Annotated in this window: 5 protein-coding genes; 1 reads left to right on the top strand and 4 read right to left on the bottom strand. The window is 65.8% G+C overall.

The window, feature by feature from the left end:
* From yidC to rpmH, 4 genes are all read right to left on the bottom strand, one after another.
* The coding region (gene yidC, locus RIN18_RS17530; protein WP_309105261.1) for a membrane protein insertase YidC at positions 1-533 on the bottom strand (533 nt) is incomplete at its 3' end.
* Positions 534-542: 9 nt separating this feature from the next.
* Complete coding sequence (gene yidD / locus RIN18_RS17535; protein ID WP_309105262.1) at positions 543-929, bottom strand: membrane protein insertion efficiency factor YidD; 387 nt, start codon at positions 927-929, stop codon at positions 543-545.
* Positions 922-1,317 carry a ribonuclease P protein component gene (gene rnpA / locus RIN18_RS17540; protein ID WP_309105263.1) on the bottom strand — a complete coding sequence of 132 codons (396 nt, stop codon included), beginning with the start codon at positions 1,315-1,317 and terminating at the stop codon, positions 922-924. The genes yidD and rnpA overlap by 8 nt, the downstream gene beginning before the upstream one ends.
* Before the next feature lie 7 nt (positions 1,318-1,324).
* On the bottom strand, positions 1,325-1,462 hold the full coding sequence (gene rpmH, locus RIN18_RS17545; protein ID WP_022892375.1) for a 50S ribosomal protein L34: 138 nt from the start codon (positions 1,460-1,462) through the stop codon (positions 1,325-1,327).
* 425 nt (positions 1,463-1,887) lie between these two features.
* On the opposite strand from rpmH, the gene RIN18_RS17550 reads away from it, so the two are divergent.
* A partial coding sequence (locus tag RIN18_RS17550) for a DnaA ATPase domain-containing protein (protein ID WP_309105264.1) occupies positions 1,888-2,743 on the top strand: 856 nt, incomplete at its 3' end.

The following is a 2,743-nucleotide window of genomic DNA, read 5'->3' on the forward strand; positions in this document are numbered from 1 at the left end:
ACCTGCCACGGTCCGCCGTTGTTCATCGCGGAGATGAAGGTCGAGTTGAGCGGGGCGCCGAGGAACACCGCGTCCGCGAAGGAGTCGGCCAGACGCTGGTTCAGCAGGCCGACGCCGGCCTTGTCGTGCACCGAGGCGTCGTTCAGCACCGAGAACAGGCCGAAGAAGATCGGCATCTGGAGGAGCAGGGGGAGGCACGAGGAGAGCGGGTTGGTACCCGTGCGCTTGTAGAGCTCCATCGTCTCGCGAGACATCGCCTCCCGCGAGAACTGGTCCTTCTTGCCCTTGTACTTGTCCTGGATCTTCTTCAGCTGCGGTGCCACCTCCAGCATCCGGCGCTGGCTCTTGATCTGCCTGACGAAGATCGGGATGAGCGCCGCCCGGACGACGATCACGAGCCCGACGATGGAGAGGACCCAGGTGAGACCCGCGTCGGGGTCGAGCCCGACGAGATCCCACATGGAGTGGAAGGCGACGAGGATCAGCTCGATGACCCACTTGATGGGCCAGAGGATCAGTCCGAGGAGGTCCATGTGGGTGATTCAGTCCTTTCGGGACGTGTCGGGGGAGGAGGAAACGAGTTCGGGCGAAGCATCGTTGCCGCCACGGGAACGCTCGGGCACGGTCACCCACGCCGAGGGGAGCACCCAACCCGACGCGGTCACCCCGTACCGGGAGTGGCGGGCGGGGCGGACGTCGTCGATGCCGCCGGCGGACCAGGGGTTGCAGCGCACGATTCGCCACGCGGTCAGCGCCGCCCCGATGAGCAGGCCGCGCTGCTGCACCGAACCGAGCCCGTACGCCGAGCATGAGGGATGGTAGCGGCAGACATCGCCATACAGCGGAGAGATCGCCGCGCGATAGGCCCGCAACACGAGCACTCCGATATTGCGCGGGACGAGCAGCACGAAGAAGACAAGTTCACGCATCGGTTGACGCTCCCGACTCGACGGTGCCGGAGCGGGGGTCAGTGGGCGTCGACCGACGCGGGCGACGATGCAGCGCGTCGAGCACCTCAGCACGCAGTGCAGGCCAGGGCGCGTCCGCTGCGCCGGGCAACGCGCGAACGACCACGTCGATGTCGTCGACGCCAGCGGCGAGTGCCTCGTGGCACACGGCCTTCAGCCGCCGGCGCACCAGGTTGCGACGCACCGCGGTGCCGACCTTCTTGGAGACGATGAAGCCGAAGCGTGCGTCGGTGCCCGACTCCCGTGAGCGCACGTAGCTCACAGTGTGGGCACCGGCGACCTTCGCACCACGGCGCACGATGACTCGATAGTCGTCGGCGCTCGTGATCCGATTGGCTTTGGCGAGCACCGAGGGGCTACGCGGAGAGTTCGGTGCGACCCTTGCCGCGACGTGCCGACAGGATGGCACGGCCCGCGCGGGTGCGCATGCGGAGGCGGAAGCCGTGCTTCTTGGCGCGACGACGGTTGTTCGGCTGGAACGTACGCTTGCTCATTCTTCTTCTCCGGCTGTCGGATCTTCGCGCCGCGCAGCGAGTGCGATGGTGCGACGGGAAAACAGGGTGCCCGATTCGGGCTGGGGTCAACCTATTAAAACTACGGCCTCGGAGTCCCGCGGTCAAACCAGGTGCAGTTCCAGCCGTGCGTAGCGCAAACGACACAGTATCGTCGCTTCCTCGGGATCACCTGTGGATCGACACGCCCGAGCCGACGAATCCCCACATCGGCATTTGTCCACAGGGGCGAGATTCGCTAGCGTGTGACACCAGTTATCCCCAGCCACGCACCCGGATTCGCGGGCGACTTCCCGAATCTGCCCACAGGCCGTGGATAACGCTGTGAACACTCGCCTCGCGCCGCTCGCACGTCGATCGGGGGATCGCTCAGCGGCAACGACGGCACCCAACGAATGCGGGGAACGATGACAGAACAGCCCATATCGGACACATGGGCGACCGTCCTCGATCGGCTCTCCGATGATGCAGCGATCACGCCGATGCTGCAGGGCTTCCTGAACCTCGTCGAACCCAAGGGCATCGCGGCCGGCACCTTCTACCTCGAGGTGCCGAACGACTTCACCGCGAGCATGCTCAATCAGCGGATGCGCGTCTCCCTGCTCTCGGCGATGAGCGCCATCGAGGGTCCCTCCTCGGTCACCTCCTTCTACGTGGTCGTCAACCCCGAGCTCGAGGAGTCGCGCGCGGCGGAGTCGCAGTCGGCCGGCGCCGCCGACTATCCGGATCCCGTCGAGCTCCCGGCCTCGATGCAGTCGGTCTTCGAGAACACCGGCGGCGACCGCCCCCGCGACTCTCGCCTGAACCCGAAGTACGCCTTCGACAGCTTCGTCATCGGCCAGTCCAACCGCTTCGCGCATGCCGCGGCCGTCGCCGTCGCCGAAGCACCCGCGAAGGCATACAACCCCCTCTTCATCTACGGCGACTCGGGCCTGGGCAAGACGCACCTGCTGCACGCCATCGGCCACTACGCGATGAGCCTGTACCCGGGGATCCGCGTGCGGTACGTCTCGTCCGAGGAATTCACGAACGACTTCATCAACTCCATCGCGAACAACCGCGGCTCGCTCTTCCAGCAGCGCTACCGGAACATCGACATCCTGCTGATCGATGACATCCAGTTCCTGCAGGGCAAGGCCGAGACGCAGGAGGCCTTCTTCCACACCTTCAACACGCTGCACGACCACAACAAGCAGGTCGTGATCACGAGCGACGTTCCGCCCAAGCACCTCACGGGCTTCGAGGACCGTATGCGCAGCCGCT

The organism is Microbacterium sp., assembly GCF_031179285.1.
Taxonomy (GTDB): domain Bacteria; phylum Actinomycetota; class Actinomycetes; order Actinomycetales; family Microbacteriaceae; genus Microbacterium.

Bases quoted from the DNA above. Each gene is read 5' to 3' on its own strand.
- yidD (WP_309105262.1), bottom strand. From the start codon at position 929: ATGCGTGAACTTGTCTTCTTCGTGCTGCTCGTCCCGCGCAATATCGGA.
- rpmH (WP_022892375.1), bottom strand. From the start codon at position 1,462: ATGAGCAAGCGTACGTTCCAGCCGAACAACCGTCGTCGCGCCAAGAAG.